General features: G+C 70.2%; 22 protein-coding genes and 1 tRNA gene. 12 read left to right on the plus strand and 11 right to left on the minus strand.

The genetic code is table 11. The features are described 5' to 3' along the window. Nucleotides 1-23: 23 nt before the first annotated feature. A complete protein-coding gene (locus tag IF64_RS0100565) occupies nt 24-1,607 on the plus strand; it encodes an adenylate/guanylate cyclase domain-containing protein (protein ID WP_246134821.1) in 1,584 nt (527 codons plus the stop codon). Here the strand turns inward: IF64_RS0100565 and IF64_RS0100570 are convergent. Next, entirely contained in the window at nt 1,604-2,275 is a 672-nt protein-coding gene (locus IF64_RS0100570) for a helix-turn-helix domain-containing protein (protein ID WP_030529970.1), read from the minus strand. The two genes, IF64_RS0100565 and IF64_RS0100570, sit on opposite strands and share 4 nt — an antisense overlap. A 96-nt stretch (nt 2,276-2,371) precedes the next feature. On the opposite strand from IF64_RS0100570, the gene IF64_RS0100575 reads away from it, so the two are divergent. From IF64_RS0100575 to IF64_RS0100585, 3 genes are all read left to right on the plus strand, one after another. Continuing rightward, nucleotides 2,372-3,280, plus strand: a complete 909-nt coding sequence (locus IF64_RS0100575; RefSeq protein WP_030529971.1) for an oxidoreductase — start codon at nt 2,372-2,374, stop codon at nt 3,278-3,280. Nucleotides 3,281-3,457: 177 nt separating this feature from the next. After that, nucleotides 3,458-4,801: an NADP-specific glutamate dehydrogenase gene (gdhA, locus tag IF64_RS0100580; RefSeq protein ID WP_030529972.1), complete on the plus strand. Its 1,344-nt coding sequence runs from the start codon at nt 3,458-3,460 to the stop codon at nt 4,799-4,801. Nucleotides 4,802-4,867: 66 nt separating this feature from the next. Then, on the plus strand, nt 4,868-5,296 hold the full coding sequence (locus IF64_RS0100585; protein ID WP_030529973.1) for an NUDIX hydrolase: 429 nt from the start codon (nt 4,868-4,870) through the stop codon (nt 5,294-5,296). Between the two features lie 42 nt (nt 5,297-5,338). Here the strand turns inward: IF64_RS0100585 and IF64_RS0100590 are convergent, their stop codons facing one another. The 3 genes from IF64_RS0100590 to IF64_RS0100600 all read right to left on the minus strand — a co-directional run bounded on the left by IF64_RS0100590 (nt 5,339) and on the right by IF64_RS0100600 (nt 10,185). Then, complete coding sequence (locus IF64_RS0100590; RefSeq protein ID WP_030529974.1) at nt 5,339-6,346, minus strand: beta-ketoacyl-ACP synthase III; 1,008 nt, start codon at nt 6,344-6,346, stop codon at nt 5,339-5,341. A gap of 146 nt (nt 6,347-6,492) precedes the next feature. Next, entirely contained in the window at nt 6,493-8,796 is a 2,304-nt protein-coding gene (locus IF64_RS0100595) for a beta-glucosidase family protein (RefSeq protein WP_030529975.1), read from the minus strand. Nucleotides 8,797-9,045: 249 nt separating this feature from the next. Continuing rightward, on the minus strand, nt 9,046-10,185 hold the full coding sequence (locus tag IF64_RS0100600) for a hypothetical protein (RefSeq protein WP_030529976.1): 1,140 nt from the start codon (nt 10,183-10,185) through the stop codon (nt 9,046-9,048). Between the two features lie 293 nt (nt 10,186-10,478). Between IF64_RS0100600 and IF64_RS0100605 the strand changes: the two genes are divergently transcribed. Continuing rightward, nucleotides 10,479-10,889, plus strand: a complete 411-nt coding sequence (locus IF64_RS0100605) for an SsgA family sporulation/cell division regulator (RefSeq protein ID WP_030529977.1) — start codon at nt 10,479-10,481, stop codon at nt 10,887-10,889. A gap of 24 nt (nt 10,890-10,913) precedes the next feature. On the opposite strand, the gene IF64_RS0100610 is transcribed toward IF64_RS0100605, so the two are convergent. Both IF64_RS0100610 and IF64_RS26940 read right to left on the minus strand, forming a co-directional pair. Next, the gene (locus IF64_RS0100610; RefSeq protein ID WP_030529978.1) at nt 10,914-12,074 is read right to left on the minus strand and encodes a glycoside hydrolase family 3 N-terminal domain-containing protein; all 1,161 of its coding nucleotides are present in this window, start codon (nt 12,072-12,074) and stop codon (nt 10,914-10,916) included. Beyond that, entirely contained in the window at nt 12,071-12,682 is a 612-nt protein-coding gene (locus IF64_RS26940; protein ID WP_036875465.1) for a DUF2188 domain-containing protein, read from the minus strand. Before IF64_RS26940 ends, IF64_RS0100610 begins: the two co-directional genes overlap by 4 nt. Before the next feature lie 135 nt (nt 12,683-12,817). On the opposite strand from IF64_RS26940, the gene IF64_RS0100620 reads away from it, so the two are divergent. The 3 genes from IF64_RS0100620 to IF64_RS0100630 are packed head-to-tail and all read left to right on the plus strand — an operon-like array spanning nt 12,818 to nt 14,405. Continuing rightward, complete coding sequence (locus tag IF64_RS0100620) at nt 12,818-13,228, plus strand: helix-turn-helix domain-containing protein (protein WP_036875467.1); 411 nt, start codon at nt 12,818-12,820, stop codon at nt 13,226-13,228. Nucleotides 13,229-13,232: 4 nt separating this feature from the next. Then, nucleotides 13,233-13,850 carry an ImmA/IrrE family metallo-endopeptidase gene (locus tag IF64_RS0100625; RefSeq protein WP_048808665.1) on the plus strand — a complete coding sequence of 206 codons (618 nt, stop codon included), beginning with the start codon at nt 13,233-13,235 and terminating at the stop codon, nt 13,848-13,850. 48 nt (nt 13,851-13,898) lie between these two features. Then, on the plus strand, nt 13,899-14,405 hold the full coding sequence (locus IF64_RS0100630) for a DinB family protein (RefSeq protein WP_030529982.1): 507 nt from the start codon (nt 13,899-13,901) through the stop codon (nt 14,403-14,405). A 106-nt stretch (nt 14,406-14,511) separates the two neighbouring features. Here IF64_RS0100630 and IF64_RS0100635 read toward each other — a convergent pair. From IF64_RS0100635 to IF64_RS0100645, 3 genes are all read right to left on the minus strand, one after another. Then, nucleotides 14,512-14,596: transfer RNA gene (locus IF64_RS0100635), tRNA-Ser, on the minus strand. 21 nt (nt 14,597-14,617) lie between these two features. Further along, nucleotides 14,618-15,094 carry a MarR family winged helix-turn-helix transcriptional regulator gene (locus tag IF64_RS0100640; protein ID WP_030529983.1) on the minus strand — a complete coding sequence of 159 codons (477 nt, stop codon included), beginning with the start codon at nt 15,092-15,094 and terminating at the stop codon, nt 14,618-14,620. Between the two features lie 488 nt (nt 15,095-15,582). Next, nucleotides 15,583-17,088, minus strand: a complete 1,506-nt coding sequence (locus IF64_RS0100645; protein ID WP_030529984.1) for a M28 family peptidase — start codon at nt 17,086-17,088, stop codon at nt 15,583-15,585. A gap of 157 nt (nt 17,089-17,245) precedes the next feature. Here IF64_RS0100645 and IF64_RS0100650 point away from each other — a divergent pair, with 157 nt between their 5' ends. Then, nucleotides 17,246-18,220, plus strand: a complete 975-nt coding sequence (locus IF64_RS0100650; RefSeq protein WP_030529985.1) for an NAD(P)H-quinone oxidoreductase — start codon at nt 17,246-17,248, stop codon at nt 18,218-18,220. 51 nt (nt 18,221-18,271) lie between these two features. On the opposite strand, the gene IF64_RS0100655 is transcribed toward IF64_RS0100650, so the two are convergent. After that, nucleotides 18,272-19,471, minus strand: coding sequence for a cysteine desulfurase-like protein (locus tag IF64_RS0100655; protein WP_030529986.1), 1,200 nt, complete (start codon nt 19,469-19,471; stop codon nt 18,272-18,274). 277 nt (nt 19,472-19,748) lie between these two features. On the opposite strand from IF64_RS0100655, the gene IF64_RS0100660 reads away from it, so the two are divergent. Continuing rightward, on the plus strand, nt 19,749-20,303 hold the full coding sequence (locus IF64_RS0100660) for a bacterial proteasome activator family protein (protein WP_030529987.1): 555 nt from the start codon (nt 19,749-19,751) through the stop codon (nt 20,301-20,303). A 144-nt stretch (nt 20,304-20,447) separates the two neighbouring features. Here IF64_RS0100660 and IF64_RS0100665 read toward each other — a convergent pair whose 3' ends face one another. Next, nucleotides 20,448-21,947, minus strand: coding sequence for a hypothetical protein (locus IF64_RS0100665; RefSeq protein ID WP_030529988.1), 1,500 nt, complete (start codon nt 21,945-21,947; stop codon nt 20,448-20,450). A gap of 258 nt (nt 21,948-22,205) precedes the next feature. Here IF64_RS0100665 and wzm point away from each other — a divergent pair, with 258 nt between their 5' ends. Continuing rightward, the gene (wzm, locus tag IF64_RS0100670; RefSeq protein WP_030529989.1) at nt 22,206-23,123 is read left to right on the plus strand and encodes a galactan export ABC transporter permease subunit Wzm/RfbD; all 918 of its coding nucleotides are present in this window, start codon (nt 22,206-22,208) and stop codon (nt 23,121-23,123) included. 5 nt (nt 23,124-23,128) lie between these two features. After that, nucleotides 23,129-23,968, plus strand: a complete 840-nt coding sequence (gene wzt / locus IF64_RS0100675) for a galactan export ABC transporter ATP-binding subunit Wzt/RfbE (RefSeq protein ID WP_051757346.1) — start codon at nt 23,129-23,131, stop codon at nt 23,966-23,968.

Genomic DNA, 23,968 nt, shown 5'->3' on the forward strand with positions numbered 1-23,968 from the left:
CCCGGCGCGCCTACGATCACGTCGTGCCCCGACCCCGGCTCCCCGAACGGCTGCGCCCCGTTCTGCGCACCAGTCTCGGCCTCGCCGCGCTCGGGTTCTTCTCGAGCTTCTTCGGCGCGGGTGTCGTCTTCCTGGTGCTGTTGCTGCAGGGAGTGCCCGCGGGCGCGGACGGCGACGAGTGGATCGTCGCGGTCGTCGCGGCCGGGTACGTCCTCCTGGCGGTGCTGATCGGCACGTCGTGGGTGGTGTACCTGCAGCGGCGCACGGCCGTGTGGTTCGTCCTCGGCCGTACGCCGACCCGCGAGGAGGCCCGCCGCGCGCTGCGGCTGCCGATCGACCTGACGAAGGTGAGCGGAACGCTGTGGAGCGGCGGCATCGTCGTGGTCGGCACGCTCACCGCGGTGTTCGGCACGTGGTTCGACGCCCTCGGCGTGGCGCTGGCGATCCTGCTCGGCGGCATGGCGACCGTCGGGCTCAACTACCTGGCGAGCGAATGGGTCGCCAGGCCGGTGCTGGCCGTGGCGTTGCGGTCGCTGCCGCGGCGCAACTCGCTGACGACGACGGTCCTGTCCCGGCTGGTCGTGACCTGGATGCTGGTGGGCGCCACCCCGATGCTCGGCGTGCTGATTCTGGTGTCGCCGCCGCACATCGGCGGCGACCCGAGCTACAGCCTGATCATGCTGGCTGTTCTCGGACTGGCGCTCGGCGCGCTGGCCACGTTCCTGCTGGCCCGGTCGGTGGCGGCGCCGCTGCACCGGCTGCGGGACGCGCTCGACGACATCGCGCGGGGCAGGCGCGACCTGACGGTCGGCGTCGACGACGCCAGCGAGATCGGCATGCTGCAGGCCTCGGTCAACGACCTCACCTCGGGGCTGCGTGAACAGGAGCGGCTGCGGGACCTGTTCGGCAGGCACGTCGGCGACGACGTGGTGCGGCACGCCCTTGAGCACGGCGCGTCGATGTCCGGGGACGTCCGCGTGGTGACGGCGCTGTTCGTCGACGTCGTCGACTCGACCCGGCTCGCGTCCGAACTGGCGCCCGACGACGTGGCGCGCAAGCTGAACGGCCTGTTCTCCGTGGTGGTCGACGCGGTGAGCACGCACGGCGGGCTGGTCAACAAGTTCCAGGGTGATGCCGCGCTGTGCATCTTCGGCGCGCCCACCCGCCACGCCGACCCGGCCACGGCCGCGCTGCGCACGGCGCGCGCCATCCGCGACGCCGTCACCACCTCCGGCGAGCTCGACCTGGGCATCGGCGTCGCCACCGGGCCCGCGTTCGCGGGACAGCTGGGCACGGCCACCCGGTTCGAGTACACGGTCATCGGCGACGCGGTGAACGAGGCGGCCCGGCTCACCGAACACGCCAAGCACGCCGAGGGGCGCATCCTCGCCAGCGGGGCGGCACTCGACGCGGCGGGCGAGGCCGAACGCGCCGTGTGGCACCGCCACGAGACGTACCGGCTGCGCGGACGCAGCGAGCCCACGGAGACGTGGTCCACCACGCCGTCCCCCGCTCAGGTCGCGTCGACACACGCGCCGGCTGTTCAGACGCCGGCCGCTCAGGTCGACGCGGCCGAATCCGATGCGGCAGATCCGGACGAGTCCTAGACGAGACCGAGTTCGCGGGCGCGGACCCCGGCCTGGAAGCGGGACGACGCACCGAGCGCCGCCATGAGCTCACCGACCCGGCGCCGGTAGGTGCGCACGCTCAGCCCGAGTTGGCGCGCCGCGGACTCGTCCTTCGCGCCCTGGCCGAGCAGGTCCAGCACGGCCGGGGCGAGGCGGCGGATCTCGGCGACCTGCGCGTCGTAGACGTCGAGGTCGACGCCCGTGCGCCACACCGTCTCGAACAGCGACACCACGCCGTGCACCGTCTCGGGCTGGGTGATGACGCTGTAGCTGCGCACGCCGTCGGTGACGTCGCCTGCGAGGATCGCGACCTTCCCGTCGACGATCACCGTCTCGCTCAGCTCGTCGGAGCTGATGCGGATCTGCGCCTTGTGCCGGTCGCGGCGGCGCACAAGCTCCTGTGCCGACACCGCGTCGAGCAGCAGTCCCGTCGGGTAGATCTTGCGGATGCGGGCGCGGCCGGCCCGGCGCGTCGCGACGGCGTCGAGTTCGGCGGCCCGGCTGTCGGCCACCCACAACGCGAGGTCGTTGGCGACGCACGCCAGGTCGGTGGCGGTGAGGAACAGATGCCCGAGGCGGCGGTACAGCTCCTGCTCGCCGCGCACGATCGTCACCGGATCGCCGGTCCGCACCTCACCCGTGGTCATACGTCCGATTGTGCGCGCAGTCGGGCCGATGCGCCCGGGTTGGCAGCTTGTTGCCATTCGCGGACAACCACCTCGCGGCGGCAGCACGGTGGCGGCATGGCTATCACCGACATCCACACCACCACACCGACCGCCGACGCCGCGGGCACCTGGCGACTCGGCGACATGACCGTCAACCGGCTCGGCTTCGGCGCCATGCGCCTGGCCGGCATGCCGTGGGACCCGAAGCCGCGTCCGCGCCAGGACGCGATCGCCGTGCTGCGCAGGGCCGTCGAACTCGGCGTGAACCACATCGACACCGCGGCGTTCTACGTGCTGCCGACCCGCTCGGCGAACGAACTGATCAGCACCGCCCTGCAGCCCTACCCGGACGAGCTCGTGCTGACGACGAAGGTCGGCCCGGAGATGAACCGCGACGGGCACCTCGAGTACGCCCGGCCCGAGCGGCTGCGCGCCCAGGTCGAGGAGAACATCCGTCAGCTCGGCCGCGACCACATGGACGTGGTCAACCTGCGTTGGGGCGGCGGCATGGACAAGGAATCAGGCTCGCTCGCCGACCATCTGGGCGCGCTCGCCGAGCTGCGCGAGGCCGGGTTGGTGCGTGAGCTCGGCGTGTCGAACGTGACGTCGGACCAGCTCGACGAGGCGCGGTCGATCGCACCGATCGTCTGTGTGCAGAACCGCTACGGGCTCACCGATCGCGCGGACGACGCCATCGTGGACCGGTGCGGCGAGCTCGGCATCGCGTTCGTGCCGTTCTTCGCCGTCGCGGGCGCGTTCCCCGGCCAGGACCAGCCGGAGACGGGGCGGGCCGAGCTCGCGTCCGTCGCGAAGGCCCACGGGGCGACGGCGGCGCAGGTCCGGCTGGCCTGGTCGCTCGGCCGCGGTGGGCACGTGCTCGCCATCCCGGGCACCGGCAGCCCGGCGCACCTGGAGCAGAACGTCGCGGCGGCCGCACTCGAGCTGACCGACGACGAGCAGGCCCTCCTCGACGCCGTCTGCTAACAGGCCTGCAGCTCGCCGTCCCCGGCCGGAGTCCGCTCCGGAAAGGTGCTGCGCCGCCACCACTGGTCCGGCGTGTCCCGTGTCATATTGATTGGCGGGCTTTCTCCAGGTGAAGTGGGAGCTCGACATCGCAGCCGTCGGGGTGCCGATCCCGTACTGCCGGAGGAAGGAGTCGGTTTGGCGCTTCATGATCGCCTCGAACAAGTCTACGCAAACGTGGTGGACCGCAACCCGGGCGAAACCGAGTTCCACCAAGCTGTGCGTGAGGTCCTGGAAAGTATCGGACCGGCCATCGACGAGAATCCCGACTACGCGAACCAGAAAATTATCGAACGCATCTGCGAGCCCGAACGCCAGGTCATCTTCCGCGTTCCATGGGAAGACGACAACGGCGAGGTCCAGATCAATCGTGGGTTCCGGGTGGAATTCAACAGCGCTTTGGGCCCCTACAAGGGCGGACTGCGTTTTCACCCGTCGGTCTATCAGGGCACGGTGAAGTTTCTCGGATTCGAGCAGATCTTCAAGAACGCACTGACCGGCTTGCCCATCGGCGGCGGCAAGGGCGGCGCCGACTTCGACCCAAAGGGGCGCTCCGACAGCGAAGTCATGCGGTTTTGCCAAAGCTTCATGACCGAGTTGCACCGACACATTGGGGAATACGTCGATGTGCCTGCCGGCGACATCGGGGTCGGAAGCAGAGAGATCGGCTACCTTTTCGGCCAGTACAAGCGGATCACCAACCGATACGAGTCGGGCGTACTGACGGGCAAGCATCTCTCCTTCGGCGGCGCCCGCGTCCGTACGGAGGCGACCGGCTATGGGTGCGTGTTCTTTGTCCAAGAGATGCTGACGGCGAAGGGGCGTTCCTTCGATGGCACGCAGGTCGTCGTATCCGGCTCGGGAAACGTCGCCATCTACGCCATGGAGAAGGTGCACCAACTTGGCGGCACGGTCGTGGCGTGCTCGGACTCGTCCGGTTACGTCTACGACGAGCAGGGCATCGACGTGCAGCTGGTCAAACAACTCAAGGAGGTCGAGCGAACGCGCATCAGCGACTACGTTGAAACCCGGCCAAGCGCGAAGTTTGTCCCGCAGCGCAGTGTCTGGGAAGTTCCGTGCCACGTCGCGCTCCCTTCCGCAACGCAGAACGAACTCACCAGTGTCGACGCCGCTAATTTGATCGCCAACGGCTGCATCGCGGTCGGGGAGGGCGCAAACATGCCGACCACCCCGGATGCGGTCCGCATGTTTCACGAGGCGGGGGTCGCATTCGGCCCCGGGAAGGCTGCCAATGCGGCCGGTGTGGCGACGTCAGCACTCGAGATGCAACAGAATGCGTCTCGGGACAGCTGGAGCTTCGATTTCACCGAAAGACGGCTCCAGGAGATCATGAAGGACATCCACGCCCGATGCCATGCCACCGCTGAACAGTACGGGATGCCCGGCAACTACGTTGCCGGTGCCAACATCAGCGGCTTCACCAACGTCGCGGATGCCATGCTCCGCCTCGGGCTCATCTGACCGCATCCACGACGGCAACGACGTGCGACCCTTGCGCAACCAGGTCAGCGCCCGAAGGATGCTCCGATGACGGCCACTCCCGCGAGCTTCCCCGTATCGGTGAAGGGAGTCGCTGTCCGGGACGGCAGAGTGCTACTCCTGCGCAACGAACGGTCGGAATGGGAACTCCCGGGCGGACGTATCGAACGAGGCGAATCCCCTGAGGAATGCCTCGTTCGCGAGGTGGCCGAGGAGACCGGGTGGAGGGTTCGGGCCGGGCCGATCCTGGACTCGTGGATCTACCACATCGCGGCGGTCGACAGGAGCGTGTTCGTCGTGACGTACGGGTGCCATCCGGACGACTGCGGGGATCCCGTTGCCTCGCACGAGCACAACGACATCGGCTTGTTCTCCCCGGCAGAGGCCGCGGACCTACACATGCCGGACGGCTACAAGCACTCGATCGGCCGCTGGTTCACGATGCTGTCCGGAGACAGCAATCGTGACCGGTCGTGACGCCGTGGGAGCGGCGAGGACTGCCTGTCGCACCTCGCCGTCTCACCGCACCGCCTCGACCGGCACGTCCGGCCACCGCAGTCCCGTGGCTCCCCAGGTGAATCCGGCTCCGAACGCGGCGAGCAGCACCCGGTCCCCCGGCCGGAGGCTGCCGTCGCGGACGCCGTCGACGAGCGCGAGCGGGATCGACGCCGCACTCGTGTTGCCCGTGCGTTCGATGTTCACCACGAGGCTGTCGGCGGGCAGCCCCAGTTGTTTGGCGACCGTGTTGAGGATGCGGATGTTCGCCTGGTGACCGACGAACCGGTCGACCTCGCCGACGGTCCAGCCGAGTCCGTCGAGCACGGCGCGCGACGACTCGGCCATGCGGGTCGTCGCGTGGCGGAACACGGCCTGACCCTCCATCCGCAGGTAGCGATCGCTCGGCTGCTCGGGTTCCTTCTGCCGCGAACCGCCCGCGGGTACGACGAGCAGCTCGGCGTGCTCGCCGTCGCTGTGCAGGTCGAACGGTCCGATCGCACCGGCCTCGCCGTCCCGGCCCTCGCGCAGCACCGCGGCGCCCGCGCCGTCCCCGAAGATCGGCACGGTTCCCCGGTCGCCGGGATCGAGGAGGGTGGTGAACGCGTCGGCTCCGACGACGAGCACGTCCCGGGCGACCCCCGCGGCGATGAGTCCGGCCGCCGTGGCCAGGGCGTAGACGAACCCGCTGCACACCGCGTTGACGTCGAACGCCGCCGCGTCCCGCTGCCCCAGCCTGCTGGCGACCTGCGGCGCACTGGCCGGGCACGGCTGGTCGGGCGTGGCCGTGGCGAGCACGACGGCGTCGACCCGTTCGAGACCCGCGGACCGCAACGCGCGGCCACCCGCCTCGACCGACATGTCCACTGTAGACATCCCGGCGTCGACGACGCGCCGCTCACGGATGCCCGTACGCGTCCGGATCCACTCGTCGGACGTGTCGAGCCTGGCGGTCAGCTCGGCGTTGTCGACCACCCGTGGTGGCAGCCAACCGCCGAGCCCGGCCAACACCGCCGTCGATCGTGTGGCCACTGCGATAACTCCCCATGAAGACGCCCGGTTCGCTCCCCCTCGAGGCATCGCGCGCGAAACCCCGGACAAAACAACTATGGGCTACTTTTCGGTAGAGGCACCGCTTGTGACCTATATCTCCCCGAGCCGCTCGACCCGGCGACGGATCAGCCGTCGGCGGTCGGGTTGTCCGGCGTCTCCTCGGCCTGCTTGCCCGGCGGGAGACCGAAGAGGGAGATCCCTCCGAGTACCGCCGAGTACAGGCTCTCGGCCGGGCACCGCAGGACGTTGCCCGCCTTGGTCAACGCGGGGTCGTCGCCCTCCGGCGCATGGGGCGGCGGCGGGGGTGTCGGCTCGGAGACGGGCGTCGTCTCGGCCACCGAGACCTCGGACTCGAGCGGCAGGTCCCGCGACGACCCGCCGACCGCCACCGGGTAGTCACCGGCGCTGCGCACCCACTGCTCGCCGTCGGTGTCCCAGTGCGCCAGCGAGCGGTCGTCGAGCTCGAACTCCACCCGCCTGCTCTCCCCCGGTTCCAACGCGACCCGCTGGAAACCCTCGAGCCGCTTCGGCGGTTCCCGGTCGGACTCCGGATGCGTCACGTACAGCTGGGCGACCTCGGATCCGGCTCGGTCACCGGTGTTCGTGACCTCGGCGCTCACCGTCGTCCCCGCAGCACCGTCACCGCGCACCTGCACGTCCGAGTACGCGAACGTGGTGTACGACAGCCCGAAACCGAACGGGAACTGCGGCTCGATGCCCTCTCGGTCGTACCAGCGATATCCGACGCCGAGCCCCTCGTCGTAGGAACCGCCGGGGAACCGTTCGTGATCGGCCGTCGGCATGTCGGCCTGCGAGACCGGGAACGTGGCCGGCAACCTGCCACCCGGCTCGCTGTCTCCGAAAAGGACGGACGCGAGCGCGGTGCCGTACTCCTGCCCCGGATACCAGGCGGCGAGGACACCCGCGACGTCGTCGATCCACGGCATCTCCACCGGACCCGCGGTGTTGAGCACGACGATCGTGTTCGGGTTCGACTCGGCCGTCCTCTCGATCAGCTTGGTGTCCTGATCGGACAGTGCGATGTCGTCGTTGTCTTTCGACTCGGTGGACCATTTGCTCACCGCGACGACGGCGACGTCGGCATCGGCGGCGACCTTGGCGGCGTTCCCGCCGTCGTCGAAGGCGACATCGGCGCCGGCTTGTTCGGCACGGTCGGCGATGCCCTCGAACGGTGTGACGATCCGCGGCGCGATCACGTGCGGGCTGCCGCCGCCGGAGCCGATGACGTCCTTGCCCGCGGCGTCCCCGATGACCGCGACGGATCCGGTGCCCTCGCCGAGCGGCAGCAGCTCGTCGTCGTTCTTCAGCAGTGTCATGCCCTGCTGGGCCACCTGCCTGGCGAGCTCGGCGTGGTCCGGGTTGGTCACCACGTCATCGGGCGAACCGCCACCGTCGCGTTCGAACAGACCGAACTGGAACATCGGGCGCAGGATGCGGCTGACCATCCCGTCGAGCGTGGCCGTGGTCACGGCACCGCTGTTGATGCCCTTGCGCAGCCGAGGACCGTAGTGGCAGCCGCCCGGCATCTGCAGGTCCATGCCCGCGTTGGCAGCGGCGTGGCTGGCCTGGGTGGCGAACCAGTCCGAGGTCACGAACCCCTCGAAACCGAACTGTCCTTTCAGGACCTGGTTCAGCAGGTAGCTGTTGTTGCAGGCGTGGACCCCGTTGAGGCGGTTGTAACTGCACATCACCGACGCGACCCCGGCGTCGACGACGTCCTGCACCGGCGAGAGATAGACCTCCTGCAGGGTACGCTGGTCCACCTTCGCGTCGTTGGCAGGCAGGTTCCGCAGCGTCTCCTGGTTGTAGGCGGCGATGTGCTTGGCCTGGGCCAGCACACCCTCACCCTGAATGCCCCGCACCTGCGCCGAGGCCAGCTCGCCGGTCAGGTGCGGATCCTCGCCCAACGTCTCGAAGGACCGACCGGCACGTGGATCGCGCAGCAGGTCGACCGTGGGGGCGAGCGCGACGTCGGCGCCCTTCCCGCGGCTCTCCTTGCCGATCGTGGCGCCGTACCGGGTCGCGAGATCGTCGTCCCACGACGCGGCGAGCGCCATCGGCGACGGCAGCTGGGTGACGCCGGTGTGGCCGTTGCCCACCCCCGCGGGGCCGTCCGTCAGCCCCAGCTGCGGAATGCACAGCCGCGGAATCTCGGAGATCGCGCCCGCGTAGGTCGGGCCGACGAACTGCAAGGGCGCGGCCGCCCCGTGCACCATGTCGAGCTTCTCGTCGAGCGTCATGCGTGACAGCAGCTGCTGCACTCTCTGTTCCACCGGGGCGTCCGAATCGACCCACGGGCAGTCCGGGGTCTCCGCGGCGGCGGGAGCAGCGCTGCCGGTGACGACGGTCGTCGCCAACAGCAACGACGTGACAGCGGGAGCCAGAACGGTACGCAGGCTACGACGCACGAGCTTGCCTTCCGGTAGGAGCCGAATGCGAGACAGTTTCACATAACGGTCACCGGGTGACCAGGGCCGTTCGCGCGCCGTGACCGCGGCGTGAAGGCCGCCGCAGAGGCGAAAACGATTGCGCGGCGGGGCGACGAACGAGGTCGCGAGTCGTTACTGTGTGCAGCGCCACGACCACGGTGCGGCTGCGGGCGGGCTCGGTGCGTCTGCCACGGAGGTCGGAACCGACGCGGGCGTCGCGGGACGGGTTCAGCGCGTGGCGAGATACGGGCCGAACCCGCCGCCGGGTACCGACGGGTCGTGACCGTCGTCGAGCCGGCCTTCGAATCGGCCCTCGAGTCCGTGCTCGGCACCGCCATCGCCATGGTCGCCGAATTCCTGCGCCCGGTCCTCGAATTCCCGCATCGCCTGAGGCACGTGGGTTTCGGGAGCGTGGGTTTCAGGCGCCGGAGTTTCGGGAGCGTGGGCTTCCGGGGCGGGAGATTCCGGTGCATGCGATTCCGGTGCCTCGGAGGATTCGGACTCCTCGTGGAACGACGACCTCGGCACGGGCGCCGTGCCCTGCTGCGGAACCTGCCGGTGGTGCGACTCGACGTCGACGTGCCGATGGGCGTCGCGGTGCGCGTCCCGGACGTCCGCGGGAGGCTGCGGCGCGTGGCGGACCTCCACCTCGGGCCGGTGCGGCTGCGCGGCACGTTCGGTCACCATCGCCGGTTGCTGCTGCAGCAGCGTGGTGCGCAGCCGGTGGCGCAGGTCGCGCATCGCGGCGTCCGTGGCCGCCTCGACGTCGGTGCGCACGCGGTCGGCGGCATCGGCAGGCGAGCGCGGCGGTGAGGCAACACCGGCGCGGGAAACCCCGCCACTCCGGGCAGCACCGCCCAGTGCCGACTCGGCACCCTCCGCCGCGGCGTTCGCCTCTGCCACGTCGGCCTCTGCGGCGACGGCACGCACCGGGCCGGCCGGCGCCGGCGGCGACGTCACCGGCTCGGGCGTGTCCACAGTCGGAACCTCCTGCGGCACCGACGGCGCGGGCGCCACGGGTGCCGGTGGCCCTGCGACGTCGCCGGACGGCTGCCGCGGCCGCTCCTGCCCGTCCGACGGGGAATCGGGGCGCGATCCGCCCGGCGGCGCGACGTCCGGAACAGGAGCCTGCGAACTGACGTCGTCACCCGCGATGAGCGTCGAGGCTCCGCCCCCACCGTCGACCTCGGACAGTCCGGTCACTCCAGCCAGCACCATGAGCACGAACGCCATGAACCCGGCCGCGCCGGAACGATTGATGCCCGGACGGGGCGGAACGGTCGAACCCCGGGACGAGGCACTGATGATCCCCGTGCGGTCGAGCAGGGCGTCCTGGTGCGGTGTGGGACGCGGGGCCGTCGGCGCCATCAGCCCTCCAGGAGTGTTCGGCCGGGCCCCGCACCCAACACCCCAGTCGTGCGGCGGCCCTCAAGGATTCCTGTCATTAACGCGCGCCCGCGTCCCCATGTCACGGCGGCATCCCGAATTCACAACCAGAACGACTCGATGGAGTGAAGCCCCGCATACGGCGGGTCATTGAATGCCCCAATCGGGCGAAGTCGCCCAGTTTTCCGCGCGAAGATGCATCACAGTGTGGCGAATCAGAAGTCTCACGAGTGAAGGCCGCCGCACCGGCGGCACCGGAGAGACGGGAGTGTGCAGTGCGTAACGACGCCGTACACCAGAGCCAGTTCGTGTACCTCAACGGCTGCAGCACGCCGGTGCTCGCTCGCCTGATGTACCGCGCGGACGACCCGTTCACCGTGTCGCTCGCGTTTCGGGTCGACGCGAGCGAGTGGGTCGAGTGGGACTTCTCCCGTGAGCTGCTGTTGACCGGGCTGACCGAGCCGGCGGGAATCGGGGACGTCCGGCTGCGCCCGGACCTGTCCACCGACGACGAGTTCCTCGTGCTCGAACTGGAGTCGCCGGACGGCTACGCCGTGGTGGAGCTCGAGACTGCCGAGGTGCAGCGGTTCGCCGACGCCACCACGGCGATCGTCCCGTGCGGCACCGAGGCCGAGCGGTTGGACCTGGACGCGCTGATCAGCGAGCTGACCACCGCGCAGTTCTGAGCCCGCGGTTTCCGAACCCGACGGTCAGGCGCCGCACGCGTCCTTGGCCCGCAGCACGCGCGTGAGCGAGGTGTCGACCCGCTCCTGCGAGAGCTCGCCGTCGCGCACGGCCTTCTCGAGGCGGTCCAGCACCGGTGCCACGTTCCCGCCGGACGACCACAACGCCTGGTCGGCGCCCGCCTTCAGGGCGAGCAGCACCGCGTCGGGGAGCGAGTGCCGGTCGGTGATCGCCTTCATCGCACCCAGGTCGTCGGTGACGACCGGGCCGTTGAACGAGTAGTCGTCACGCAGCAGCTTGTAGGCGGCAGGCGAGATCGACGCGGGCTGGTCCTCAGTCAGACCGGGCACGGTGAGGTGGCCGACCATGACGCCCACGTCGCCGTACTCGCCGATGCGCTCGTACGGCTTGAGGTCGTGGTTGCGCAGTTCCGACAGCGGCGGTGTCGTCACGTCGCCCACGTGGGAGTCGCCGCTGGCGTTGCCGTGTCCGGGGAAGTGCTTGATGACCGGCTTGATGCCCGCCTCCTGCAGGCCGTCGCCGAAGGCCTTGGCGTATTCGCGCGCGGTGGCCGGATCGGTGCTGAAGGAGCGGTCGCCGATGGCCTCGCTGGCGGGCTCGTCGGTGAGGTCGACGTCGGGGGCGTAGTCGACGGTGACGCCGCGCTCGCGCATCTCGCGGCCCCGCTCGACGGCCAGCTGCCGCACCTCCTGCGGGGACATCGTCTGCGCCATCTCGCGGGCGCTGGGCATGTCGCCCACCAGCTCGTCGAGCCGCTGCACCCGGCCGCCCTCGTCGTCGATGGCGATCGACACCGGGACGTCGGCCACGTCCTGCACGGACTTCAAGGCGCCCGACGTGAACAGGTCCGTGGCGTTGCCGCCCACGAACAGTCCACCGATCTGCTCGTCCCTGACGATCTGCTGGGTCTCCTCGGCGCCGGTCTCGACACCGACGACGACCAGCTGGGCGACCTTCTCGCGCGGCGACATGTCGGCTGCGGCCGGACACGTCGCACCGGAGTCCGGCTTCTGCGCGGACGACTGGGCCGACGGCGCGACCGAGGACGACGGCGCCTCCGACGTCGCCGAGCCCGGACTCGGGGCATTCTGGGTCTCGGTGCCGGACGAACCGCATCCCGCGACGAGCAGACCGCTCATGGCCGCGAACAACAAACGCTTCCTCATCGTGTCTCCACGGTACGGCGTTCGGCCGCGGCGCGCGTCTCGGCGGTGCGGTGACGTGACGGACGTGATGCACCACCCGCACAGCGCGGCCGCACCGCCACGTCGACACCGTCCCGGCGCCCGAACCGCGCCGTCACGAACGGCGAGTTCGCGACGTGCCGGCGACACCCGTGGGCGCGCTCGCGCCCGGGCGACCCGGCCCCGTCCGCGTGCTGCTGCGCCGAACCGTGCCCGTAGCTGCGCACGCTCTGGCACGTGCCGTCCATCCGCTCGATCACGAGCGTGCTCGGCCGACGTCCGCGCGCGTGGGCGGCAGCCACCCGCTCGGCGTCACGTTTGCGGACGTGCCGGGACAGCACGACGTCGTCCCGGGTCACCAGCCAGGTCAGAGAGTCGGGTGAGAGCCGGAAGCGCACGCCGAACACGGTCGCCCGTCCGAACCGGACACCGTCAGCGCCGTGGTCGCCGGCACCGCCGGCACCGCCGGCAGCGCCGTCAACCCCGTCATAGCCCTGGTCGCCCCGGGCACTGCTGTCACCCGCAACACCCCCGACACCCCGGACCTCACCGCCGTCACCGGCACCGTCGACACCGCTGGCAGCACTCATCTCCGTTCCCCCACCCTCGTCTCCGCGTGTGTTTCAGTTCTGCAACAGTATCGCAGTACTGCGATTCGACGCTAGTCATCCCGGCCGGATTCCTGCCACGCTTGCTCCGCCGACACCCTGCCCGAAGGAGCCGACATGACCGGTCGCATCGATCTGCCGCGGCTGTACGGCGCGCTCGACGCCCAGCGCAGAGCGCGCCACCTGTCGTGGCGCCAACTGGCCGAGGAGGCGGGGGTGAGCCCGTCGCTGCTGAGCCGGATGGGCAACGGGCAACGACCGGATCTCGACGGGTTCATCGCGCTCGTGCAGTGGCTCGGCACGCCTGCCGAGGAGTTCGCGGTCCAGCCGGACGAACCCGGCCGCACCGACTCGGGCGGCGCGGCGGGCGGTGTGCCGGAACCGGCGCTCGAAACCCAGTTGGCGATGCTGCTGCGCGCCCGCGACGACCTCGCCGAGGCGGACAAGGAGTACCTGCTCGAGATCGTCGGCGCCACCATGCGGCGCATCGGGAGGAACGGCACCGCGGCAGCGGACGGCGGGAGCTGAGGCGATGACCCTGCGTCGCGGATTCAAGGCCCATGCGGGGCGGCTCGCCCTCCAGGTGCGCGGCGAGCTCCACCTGGACGCCCTCGATCCACTCGACCCGTACGCGCTCGCCGAGCTGTACGGAATCCCGGTCCACGACCTCTCGGACCCGGCGATGCCCCGCGCGGCGGTACGGCATTTCACCGGCCCTGCGGCGGATTCCTTCTCCGGCGCACTGGTCGCCGTCGGCAGCGCCAGGGCGATCGTCGAGAACCACGTCCACGATCCCCGGCGCAGGCGCGCGACGGTGGCGCACGAGATGGCCCACGTCCTGCTCGAGCACGAGTTCGGCCTGCTCGTCACCGACGGCCGGATGTGTGGCTCCGCGTCGGCCACCGCCGAGCGCGAAGCGGACGAACTGGCGGGGGAACTGCTGATCCCGAAGGACGCCGCACGGGTCGCGGCACTGCGCGGATGGAGCGACGCGACGGTGGCGAGGCGGTTCGTGGTCAGCAGGCCCATGGCCAGGTGGCGCCTGAACGCGACCGGGGCACGCACGATCGCCAGCCGGTACCGAGCGAAGCGGCCACGGCTGGCCGCGGCCACCACGTTCGCACCACGGACCCAGGCGGCCTCGCCGTGACCGCGAACGTAGGCGGAAACCGTCGGTGGGGCGTGCCAGGCTTCGGCCATGCCCATCGAACGACTCCGCCCGCCGACGACCGCGGACGAGGCGACGACCCTGGCGGCGTGGCTGGACTTCTACCGGGAGACGCTGGCACTGAAGTGCGACGGTCTCACCGAACAGCAGCTGCGCACCGCGGCGGCGCCGCCGTCGACCCTGACCCTCCTCGGCCTGGTGCAGCACATGACCGAGGTGGAGCGGACCTGGTTCCGCCGCACGCTCACCGGCGAGCAGGTGCCCGCCGTGTACCCGGCGACGGGCGAACGCGAGCACGACGAGGGTTTCGCGCTGCGCGACGACGTGTCGGCCGAGCAGGCGATGGCGGCGTGGCGGGCGGAGATCGCCGTGTCCACACGCAACTGCCGAGGACGTTCCCTCGACGACACGGCCCCTTTCCACGGCATGGACGTGAGCCTGCGCTGGATCTACACGCACATGATCGCCGAGTACGCGAGACACGACGGTCACGCCGACCTGCTCAGGGAACGCATCGACGGCACGACCGGCGTGTGACGCCCGTGGGCCGCGAAACGCCGGGCCGCACGCGAAACGAAGCCGGGCACGCGAAGCGCCGGGCCGGACGCGATGTCCGACCCGGCGCTTCACCTGAGCACAGCTGCGGAAGCGGGGGGATTTGAACCCCCGGTGGGTTGCCCCACGCTCGATTTCAAGTCGAGTGCATTCGGCCGCTCTGCCACGCTTCCTCGCGGGCTCAGGGTAACGCTTCAGTCCTCGAGCTCGGTCAGGTGTGCGGACACCCGGGAGAACACCGAACCGAGAGTGACGTGCTCGTCCTCGGTCAACAGATCGATCAGATGCGCCCGCACCCCGCGCACGTGCGTGGGCGCGACCGCCTGCAACAGTTCCTGGCCCTCGTCGGTGAGTTCGGCGGTCACGCCGCGCTTGTCGTCGGGGTCCTTTCCCCTGCGGACGTACCCGGCCCGTTCCATCCGGGCGATCTGGTGCGAGAGTCTGCTCTTGGTCGACCCCAGCATGTCCGCCAGCTCGGTCATCCGCATCGAGCCGTCCGGTGTGGACGACAACGCGGCGAGCACCTCGTAGTCGATCAGCGAGACGTCGTGGGCCTCCACGAGTTCGCGATGCAGTCGCTGCCGCAGCCGCAGCGTCGAGACGACGTACGGCCGCCACGCGGTCATCTCCGTGTCCGTGAGCCAGGGTGTCTCACCGGGGTCCGCAGCCATGAACGGAGAGTAGAACGGACGGGCGAGCCCGGCTTGTGCGGCTCCTGCCGCAGGAGCACGCTGGGGGTACGGAGGAAGCCGGCAGGGCCGAACGCCTCCACCCGAGGAGCAGCCCGTCGGCTCCGCCCGGGAGAGGTCAGGTGGTGCAGTGTCCAGAAGATCGCACATCGGCCGGCGGCGCGCGACGCCGAATCCGGAGGCACCCCTCGCCGTGTTCCCGCGGTCGGTCCGCCCGTGACGCGGCCCTTCCGCGCGGCGGCGGCGAGCCACCGGAGGTCACCGGCGCCGCATCCGCCCGGCCCGTAGACAACGCACACTCGCACATCGCCTGGGCGCGGCGGACGCGTCGCGCCCAGGCCCGTCCTGCCCCCGCCACCGATTCAGGCCGCACACGCAGGCGGCGCCCGCTTCCCGTTCGGGAGGCGGGCGCCGCTGCTGTCACGGGTGCACGACTCGGGCGTGCCGGGTGCCCGGCACGCCCGCCGCGGTCACCGGGCGAGTGCCTCGGAGTCGGCGGTGGCCACGGCCGCGCGCTGCTGCGCGGAACGCTGCTCGGCCACGGCCGCCCTGTCCTTGGCCTCCTGCGGTGCGATGCCGTTGACGTCCTCGGTGCTCATGGCGTAGCCGTCGATGACGTCGGCCAGGCCCTGGCCGTTGACGGCGAGGGCGTCGTAGTCGACGTTGCCCAGGTTGTCGCACGGCGTGTGGTAGCAGGAGTCGTAGGCGACACCGGCCTCACCGCCCCACTTCTCGGCCTGCTCCTCGGTCTTCTTCCCCTCGGCGCCGGTGTAGACGCCGCCGATCGGGATGCCGTAGGCGGCGAACTCGGCGTAGTCCGAACGCCCGTTGACCGGTTCGGCCTCGACCTCGATGTCGCGACCCGCCATCGACTCGGTGAACGCCTCGGTGATGGCGTTCGAGCCGTAGGGAAGGCCGCTGTCGGGGTAGGTGCCGTCGTGGGTGAAGTAGCCGGCGTTCGGCGAGCCGATCATGTCGAAGTTCAGGTACAGCGCGATGTCGAGCTGCTCGTCGGCCGACAGCGAGTTGACGTAGTGCGTGGAGCCGACGAGACCGAACTCCTCGGCGCCCCACCACGCGAAGCGCACCTTGTTGTTGATGTCGGGCGAGCCGCCCATCTGCAGCGCGGTCTCGAGCAGGCCGACCGCACCGGTGGCGTTGTCGTTGATGCCGGGGCCGTCCACCACGCTGTCGATGTGCGCACCGGCCATCACGACGTTGTCGTCGCGGCCGGTCGTCGTCTCGGCGATGAGGTTGTAGGTGGTGCGCTCCTCCTGGAGCTCACGCAGCTCGACGGTGATGTCCTCGCCGTCGGCGTCGATCAGCTTCTGCGCGTCCTCCTGGGCGACGCCGCCGGTCGGGATGCGCGCGCTCTCGGCGTCGCCGAGGGTGCCGTTGAGCTCGCCCGGCTCGTTGTTGTAGATCAGCGCGGCGACGGCGCCCGCGTCGGCGGCCGCGGCCTGCTTCTGCGCGAAGTCGCACTCGCCGCGTTCGACGAGCGCGATCTTGCCGGTCACGTCGCCGTAGTCCTCGGCCTCGCAACCGGGGGTGTCGTCGGACTCGACGGCGGCCAGCGGAGCGGTCAGCCCGCCCTCCTCGGTCGACTTGCTGTACGACATGACCGTGACGGGAACGTCCTCACCGCCGACGGTCAGCTTCTCGGCGAGGGTCTCGGTGTAGGTGAAGGGGAACTCCTGGCGCGTGATCTCGAAGCCCTTCTCCTCGAGGCGCTGGGCGACGTACTCGGCCGACGTCTCGTGCCCGACGGACCCGGCGACCCGGTTCCCGTCGTGCGCGTCGGCGATGCGCTGCATCGCGATCAGGTGCCGCTGCAGGGCGCTGCGTTCGATCGAGTCGCCGAGCTCACCGGAGGGCACGGTCTGCGCGGCGGCCGCGGTGGCGGAACCGCTCAGCACCAGGCCCGCACAGGCCGCGATCGCGGCGGCGGCCCGGAAATTCCGTCTGTGGAATGACATTCTGAGTCCCCTTCATCGCTTTGCGGCGTCACTTTTGTGCGAGTTATCCGGTACGTCAAGGTCCGTTCGTAGGAAAGCCACCCGCCCGCAGCCCGAGGCCGGCCGCGGAGCGCAGCAACGGGCGCGAGGTGTCGGCGAGGTGACATACAGTCGCGGTATGCGCGCGATCATGCTCCGGGAACCAGGCCCACCAGAGAATCTCGAACTGACCGAGGTCCCCGATCCGGAACCCGCGCCCGGCGAGGTGCTCCTCGACGTCGCGGCGACGGCCGTCAACCGGGCGGACGTGATGCAGCGGATGGGCAACTATCCGCCTCCGCCCGGCGCGAGCGAGATCCTCGGCCTGGAGTGTTCGGGGACGATCACGCAGCTCGGCGAGGGCGTCACCGAGTGGAAGGTCGGCGACGAGGTGTGCGCCCTGCTGGCAGGCGGTGGCTACGCCGAGAAGGTGGCCGTGCCCGCGGGCCAGCTGCTGCCGCTGCCGAGCGAGGTCGAACTGATCTCCGCCGCCGGTCTTCCCGAGGTGGCGTGCACGGTGTGGTCGAACCTCGTGATGCACGCCGGACTGTCCGAAGGGGACGTTCTGCTGGTGCACGGCGGGGCGGGCGGCATCGGCACGCACGCCATCCAGGTCGGCAAGGCCCTCGGCGCGACGGTCGCCGTCACCGCGGGCTCGGACGAGCGGCTCGAACGCTGCCGCCAGCTCGGCGCCGACATCACCGTGAACTACCGCGAGCAGGACTTCGTCGCCGAACTCACCGCGGCCACGGGTGGCGCCGACGTCGTGCTCGACAACATCGGTGCGAAGTACCTCGACCGCAACATCGACGTACTCAAGGACGGCGGCCACCTCGTCATCATCGGCATGCAGGGCGGCGTGAAGGGCGAACTCAACATCGCCAAGCTGCTGGGCAAGCGCGGCACGGTGTCGGCGACGGCACTGCGTTCGCGGTCGCTGGAGAGCAAGGCCGAGATCGTCGCCGACGTCCGCGCCCGGCTGTGGCCGCTGCTCGACCAGGGCACCGTGCTGCCGGTGATCGACCAGGTACTCCCCCTTGCCGACGCCGCGCAGGCGCATCGCGCGCTCGACGAGAGCGGCGTGTTCGGCAAGATCGTGCTGACCGCGAAGTAGGCCCGCGACGTAGAACCCACGATGTAGCCGCCGTGCGGGTGCCGGCCGGGCTCAGGCGAGTTCGGCCAGCACCCGCACGAGCTGTCCGGCTTCGAAGGTGTTCGAGTAGTGCGCCAGGCCGATCCGCACGGCGCCGCCGACCTCGCCGATCCCGAGCGCCTCGAACAGGCCCGACGTGCCGCTGTCGGCGAACGCACACAGGCCCTGCCTGGCCAGGTAGTCGGCGACGTCGGAGGCCTTGCGCCCTTCGACGTAGAACGCCAACGCGGGGATGCGCCGGACGGCGTCGCCGAGCACCGTCACGTGCGGCAGCGACCGCAGATCGGCGCGCAACTGGTCCAGCAGCCCCGACTGGTACGACTTGGCCGAGCCGAGCGAGGTGAGCAGCCGCTCGCGCCTGGTGCCGGTCGCCGCGTCGTCGAGGCCTGCGAGGTAGTCCACCGACGCGATCAGTCCCGCCAGCAGCGGATAGGCGTGCGGGCCGACCTCGAGTCGTTCGGGTCCGCGCGCCTCCTGCTCGAGGGCCACGGCGGGCAGCCGTTCGATGAGCGCGGGGTCGCGGAACACGAGCGCGCCCATCGCGGGCCCGCCCCACGTCTGGGCCGACAGCACGATCACGTCCGCACCGAGCGTCGCGACGTCGAGCGGCAGGAACGGCGCCGCGTACGTCGCGTCGACGACCATCAACGCACCGGCCTGCTCGGCGGCGGCCGTGATCGGGCCCAGATCGGGCCGCGTGCCGACGGCACCGGACGCGGCCGTCACCGCGACGGCCTTGGTCCGCCTGCCGACGAGTTCGCGGTACTGCCACGCGGGCAGCTCGCAGTTCTCGATGTCGATCTCGCCCCAGCGCACGTTGCCGCCGACGCGGTTCATCGCCCGCACCCACGGCGCGATGTTGGCCTCCTCGTCGAGCCGCGACACGACGACCTCGTCGCCGAGTGTCCAGCGGGTCGAGAGGGTGTCGGCCAGCTGCGCGATGAGCACGGACGCACTCGGCCCGAGGACCACGCCCTCGGGCTCTCCTCCCACGAGGTCAGCCACTGCCCGGCGAGCCGCGGCCACGATGCTCTCCGCACGCTGTGAGGCCGGAAACGCTCCGCCCGGTCCGGACACCGGAGCCCGCATCGCCGTCGAAACGGCCGACGCGACCTGTTCAGGGACGAGCATTCCGGTTCCACCGTCGAAGTGAATCCAACCGTCACCCAGCGCGGGGAACAACCCACGGATCCGAGCGACGTCAAACGCCATGCGAACAAGGTACGGAGCCGGGTTTTCGCCGCGCAGCCGGGTCTCCGGTCCTGCGTACGGGGTCACCCGACCGGGCAGGAGGCATCCACACAGGGTGATCGACCGACCGGCGCGAAAATCGGGCGAACCGGGCCAACCGACGAAGACGCTCGCATATCCCCAGGTGGACTCCGCGCACCCGCCGGGGACGATTACGCTCGGAAATCGGAGCAGCAGCACACAGCAGAACCCCAGAGAGCACGACCCGAGAACGCACGCAGTGAGCCAGGATGGAGCTATGACGGAGTCGAACACCCCGTACTCGGCGGCCCCCGCCGACGATCAGCACGTCATGGTGGTCGGGCCGGACGGTTCGCCGGTCGGTGCAGCGCGGCTGAACCCGCAGGGCGAGTCGGAAGAGGCCGCAGGCGAGTCCGTGGGCGACATGGTCGAGGAGCCCGCGAAGGTCATGCGCATCGGCACCATGATCAAGCAACTCCTCGAGGAGGTGCGTGCCGCACCGCTCGACGACGCGAGCAGGGACCGGCTCAGGGAGATCCACCAGACGTCGATCAAGGAGCTCGAGGAGGCACTGGCCCCCGACCTGCGGCAGGAGCTGACGCGTCTGGTCGAGCCGTTCACCGAGGACCGCACGCCGTCCGACGCCGAGCTCCGGGTCGCGCAGGCGCAGCTCGTCGGCTGGCTCGAAGGGCTCTTCCACGGCATCCAGACGGCGCTGTTCGCCCAGCAGATGGCCGCACGCGCACAGCTCGAGCAGATGCGCCGCGGACTTCCGCAGGGCGCTGGCGAAGGCGGCCACTCGGGGATCGGCAACCCCGGCCAGTACCTGTAGGGCCTGTAGGGCGCGCCCGCACAGCACGTCCACGAACGCCCCGCCCGCGATCGGCTCGCGGGCGGGGCGTTCGTCGTCGGTGGGACGGCCGGGCCGATGGCCGCGGGGTCAGCGTTCGAATCAGCGTGCGAGTCAGCGGTTGACTCAGCGTTTGAGGCTGTCGAGCCAGCGGTTGATCGTGACCGCGTAGTCGTCGCCGTACCGCTGCTCGCCGCGGGCGACGGCCGCACGCACGGTCACCTCGACCTGTTGCGCCCACTGCGGGCGGACGAACACGAACTGCCAGCTGCCGTCCCTGGCCTGGAACGGCCCGATCTGCGAGTAGCCGGCCACCGCGACCGGCACGTCGAGGCCGTGCACGTCCTCGGGGATGTTCCCGTCCGGCGACGGCACCACGATCACCGACGGCTGCTGCGAGCGCACCACCGAGTCCGGTCGCGTGCCGTCGGCGATCAGCGCGTCGTTCCTGCCGCTGTAGTCGATCGCCCGCCAGCCGCTGTAGTACGGGATCACCCCGGGGTCGGCGACTGCGACCGTCCGCGCGCCCGCCTCGACGTCGGCCTCCGACAGTCCCCTGCCGATCGCCTCGTGGGTGCGGCTCAGGTCGACCCCCGTGTTCGCGGTCGAGGCCAGGTCCGGGGACAGGGCACCGGTGACGGCGACCCAACCGACCACCACGATGCCGACCCCCGCCTGCACGAACCGCACCCCCGTCATAGCCGAGACCGCGACCCCTGCGGCCAGGCACAGCACGGGGAAGACGGTGAAGGCGTACCGGTGCAGGTCGTCGCCGTCGACCGCGCCGCCCAGCGCGTACGGCAGTCCGCCGGCGATCACCGTCACGCAGAAGAACGCGCCGACGCGGCGCAGCTCCGGCCACGTCATCAGGGCCGCGGTGAGCAGCACCAGCGGGGCGAACACCAGCAGCGTCGCGCCGAGCCACTCCGCGTCGAAGGCGATCCCGCCGAACAGGTCGGACACCGGCTTCGGCACGAGGTGCCCGTACTGCAGCACCGTCCACACCAGGCAGGCGAGCGCCAGCACGATCGCGGCCGTGATGCCCGCGCGGGCCCCGCCGGAGAACCGCCGCGAGCGGAACCACACGACGAACGCCGGCAACACCGCCAGCAGCGCCTCCGGACGCAGCGTCGCGGCCAGCAGCAGCAACAGGGGCGGTTCGATGTCCGGGACGTGCCGTTCCTCGACGACCCGCATGCCCAGCACGGCCATCCGCAGCACGACGAGTGCCACCACCGCCGTCTCGAGACCGCCGGTGAGGTGGAAGAACGTCGGCAGGAACAGCACGTAGGCACAGCCGGCCACGACGGCTGCCGAACCGTCGACCGCGCGCATCAGCAGCGTCAACGTCGCCAGGCCCGCCACCACGCCGGTCACCTTCGCCACCAGCACCGGGTCGGCGCCGAACACGGCGAACAGCGCGTTCCACAGCGTCCAGGCGAAGCTGGTGAACCCCTCGATGGGGCTGTGGTCGGCCGCGTTGAACACCAGCCCGTGCCCGTCGGCGAGGTTCGTGGCGTAGCGCAGGTCGAGCAGTGTCGCGTCGGTGATGTACGACCACGCCAACCACGTGCCGAACGCGAAGACGACCAGCAGGCCCAGTGCGGTTCCGACCAATCGACTCACGGGCGCAAACTACCAGCGTCCCGGCCGTCTCCCACGCACTCCCATCACCCCGCGGGCCGGCCTCGACGAGCTACGCTGACCAGGCATTTCGGGCCTTTCGCCACTCGGACGGGCGACACGCGCGCCCCGGAACCCGACGCGCGCGTTCGACCGATCGCGGCAGCAGTACCCTCATATCCCGTGCATGCCACAAGCACTTCGAAGGCCACTGATTCACGCGAAGGCGGATCAGGCGACAGCCCAGGGACGAAGTCACCGATGAACGCCGACACCGACACCGCGCCCGTTCCCGGCAGCCGGTCCTGGAAGCGCGCGTTCGACGACATCCGCACGGGCCTGCGCCAGCGCGAACTGTGGGGTCACCTCGGGTGGCAGGACATCAAGCAGCGGTACCGCCGCTCGGTGATCGGCCCGTTCTGGTTGACGATCACGCAGGGCGTCATCGCCCTCGGCCTCGGCCTGCTGTACTCGCAGCTGTTCGGCCTGCCGATCTCGACCTTCCTGCCCTACATCGTCACCGGGTTCATCGTGTGGGGCTTCATCAGCGGCTGCATCACCGAGGGCATGCAGACCTTCATCTCCAACGAGGGTCTGATCAAGCAGATGCCCGCGCCGCTGACGATCTACGCGCTGCGCACGGTGTGGCGGCAGACGTTGATGGCCGCGCACAACGTGATCGTCTACGTGATCATCGTGGCGATCTTCTTCCCCGCGCTGTCCCAGCAGTACGCGGTGCAGGAGGACGCCTGCACCACGGGACACGGCCTGTGCCACCCGGGTATCGACTGGACGATCCTGTCGGCTGTGCCCGGCTTCGTGATCCTGGCGCTGAACGCGGGCTGGGTCACGCTGATGCTCGGCGTCATCTCGACCCGGTATCGCGACATCCCGCAGCTGATCAACTCGCTGATCCAGCTGCTGTTCTACCTGACCCCGATCGTCTGGCCGATCGACCAGCTGTACGCGGGCGGCGGCCGGGAGGGCGTGTCCTGGGCACTGCCGATCATCGAGCTGAACCCGCTCTACCATTTCGTGCAGATCGTGCGTGCGCCACTGATCGGCCAGCACATCGACGGCGCCAGCTGGCTGGTGGCCATCGGCATCACGATCGTCGGCTGGGCCCTCGCGCTCGTGGTCATGCGTAACTACCGTGCCCGTGTCTCGTATTGGGTGTGACACCAATGGTCAGCATTGACGTCCGCAACGCCTACGTGGACTTCCCGATCTTCGACGCCAAGACGCGGTCGATGAAGAAGCGGGTCCTCGGCAAGGTCGGCGGCAAGATCGGTTCGGACTCGAAGGTCCCGATCATCGAGGCACTGCAGGACGTGAACCTGCAGCTGCGCGAGGGCGACCGGCTCGCGCTCGTGGGCCACAACGGCGCGGGCAAGTCCACGCTGCTGCGCCTGCTGTCGGGCATCTACGAACCCACGCGCGGATCGGCGCGGGTCACCGGCAAGGTCGCGCCCGTGTTCGACCTGGGCGTCGGCATGGACCCGGAGACCTCCGGATTCGAGAACATCATCGTCCGCGGCCTCTTCCTCGGCAAAAGCCGCAAGGAGATGGAGAAGCGCATCGACGACATCGCCGAGTTCACCGAGCTCGGCGACTACCTCGCGATGCCGCTGCGCACCTACTCCACGGGTATGCGCGTGCGCCTTGCGCTGGGCGTGGTCACCTCGATCGACCCCGAGATCCTCATCCTCGACGAGGGCCTCGGCGCGGTCGACGCGTCCTTCATGAACAAGGCCCGCGACCGGCTCAAGGACCTGGTGAAGCGCTCGGGAATCCTCGTGTTCGCCAGCCACTCCGACGAGCTGCTGCTGGAGCTGTGCGACCAGGCCATGTGGATGGACGAGGGCAGGGTGCGCCAGCACGGCCGCCTGCGCGAGGTGCTGACCGGCTACAAGGGCAGGGACCCGTTCCAGAACGTCAGCCGCGAGGTGCTCGAACGCCTCGGCCAGGCCAACCCCGACGACGCCGCCGCCGCGGCGCCGGCCGGCCAGGCGAACGGCGGCTGA

Origin of the sequence: Prauserella rugosa (assembly GCF_000719975.1) — a bacterium.
Classification (GTDB): domain Bacteria; phylum Actinomycetota; class Actinomycetes; order Mycobacteriales; family Pseudonocardiaceae; genus Prauserella; species Prauserella rugosa.